The following is a 1,750-nucleotide window of genomic DNA, read 5'->3' on the forward strand; positions in this document are numbered from 1 at the left end:
TCGGAAACAGAGTAAGCGATGTTTAAGGAGTACTTCCCTAATCTTTCAGTGAGGTACTCCTTATTCCACCTTTTCGGGGGGATGGGCAAAAACACCCATCCATGTTTCTGTTTGTCCCATTTTAGCTACAACATGTGGTTCGTCGATAAAAGTAACTTCTTTACCTAATAAGCGTTCATAAGTATCTTTAATATTATTTACTTCAAAATAAATTACTGAACTTGAAAGAGCGAATTCCTCTTTTTCTGGAAGTGTTAACATGAGACGCAATCCGTTGCATTCAAAGAATGCCATACTATTAGTGTTAAACAAAAGTGAGAGACCTAATTTTTCTTTATAAAAATCTAGTGCTCTATTTAAATCTTTTACAGGTACTCCAATTTGTCCAATTTTTTGGATTATATTAGTTTCCATAAAAATTTGCTCCCTTCAAAATATCTTATTATTAAAAGGATAAATTATTTTACCTAATTTTTCTTATCCAATATCACCTTTTTTCGATATTCTTTAGGAGATATGCCAACATGTTGCTTAAACATTTTGCTAAAGGATACAGGATTTTGAAATCCAAGTTTAAAGGTTATATCGGTCATATTATTACTTAATTCTGATAATAGTTGTTTTGCTTTTGTTACTCTAAACTCTGAAATATGCTGATGAGGAGTTTTACCATATATTTGTGTGTATGTTCTTAATAAATGATTTGGAGATAGACAAGAAATTCGTGCAATGTCATTTAATTTAATAGTTTTGTCATAATAAGCTCTTATGTAATCATGGGCTATACATATCCTTCTATATAATTCTTCACGTGTAGAGGTCCTTATTGCACTTAAAGATTCAACTTCCTTGTATGTATTAAAATGTTCATTCAAAATATATTGCATTAACTTATGAAATTGTTCCTCATAACCAACAGAATTAATTTCGAGACTAGGTAAAATATGTTTGAAAGTTTCAAGTTGAAAAGATAAAGTATTATTTTTATGATAGGTTTTATCAAAAAAAACAATAGAACTCGTATCCATAAATGGATCGTTTAGAAGATTATCGTTTGTTTCTTTTAATGAATTAAAGACCTCGGCTTCAAACCCATCTTTAAAGAAAATACAAAAAGATTCCACATCCTTCGTTTCATCAATTGAAATTGTGTATGAACCTTTATTAAGGAGTAGGTATCTACTTTCTTCAACAGCAAACATGCCTTTATTAGTCTTATAATGGGCTTTACCATTTGAAAATGTTTTTATGGACAGTTGGCCAATTCCTTCCCAGTAAAATTGGTCACTTTTTGCATGTAAAACGAAATTGGTAGAATCATTTTTTGACATAATACACTCTCCATAAGTGGCGTCATTATTTTTTTAACTTTATTATACATAATAATGGAATCTAAGTATGAAAATATATATTATCAATCTAAAACAGTACGGTGGATATGCGTATTGTAAGTGTTAAACTTAAACAACTTATTGTAATCTTAACGTATCCTTATTGCAAATGGTGACAGCTTCGCTGGTACTCACCCTAATATTGCCGTCTATAGCAAAAATATTCATTTTAGTTACAACCCTTAGCGTACCTAAATCAAGGATTTGAATTCCAAAAAATGTCTTAACGTGGGTTTTATGTCATTTGGTTGGCGGGACCCCTGAACGAACAAAGTCTGGTCTTCAAGCAGCAAGATCAAGAGGAAAGAAAGGTGGGAGACCTACTAAGAAAGAAGATAAAGTGGAAATGGCTGTTAAGA

The 1,750-nt window shown here is 31.2% G+C and carries 2 protein-coding genes; both read right to left on the reverse strand.

Annotation, left to right across the window (positions count from 1 at the left end):
• Nucleotides 1–60: 60 nt before the first annotated feature.
• A complete protein-coding gene (locus tag FOT98_RS28825) occupies nt 61–414 on the reverse strand; it encodes a VOC family protein (protein WP_000449611.1) in 354 nt (117 codons plus the stop codon).
• Nucleotides 415–467: 53 nt separating this feature from the next.
• Nucleotides 468–1,331 (reverse strand): helix-turn-helix domain-containing protein, encoded by an 864-nt coding sequence (locus FOT98_RS28830; RefSeq protein ID WP_000041618.1) that lies wholly within the window; start codon nt 1,329–1,331, stop codon nt 468–470.
• Between the last annotated feature and the right edge of the window lie 419 nt (nt 1,332–1,750).

Origin of the sequence: Bacillus sp. HY001, from assembly GCF_007558965.1 — a bacterium.
Classification (GTDB): Bacteria; Bacillota; Bacilli; order Bacillales; family Bacillaceae_G; genus Bacillus_A; species Bacillus_A mobilis.

What these genes read in the sequence shown, in the direction of transcription:
- FOT98_RS28830 (WP_000041618.1), bottom strand. Translation starts at nt 1,331, where the DNA reads ATGTCAAAAAATGATTCTACCAATTTCGTTTTACATGCAAAAAGTGAC.
- FOT98_RS28825 (WP_000449611.1), bottom strand. Translation starts at nt 414, where the DNA reads ATGGAAACTAATATAATCCAAAAAATTGGACAAATTGGAGTACCTGTA.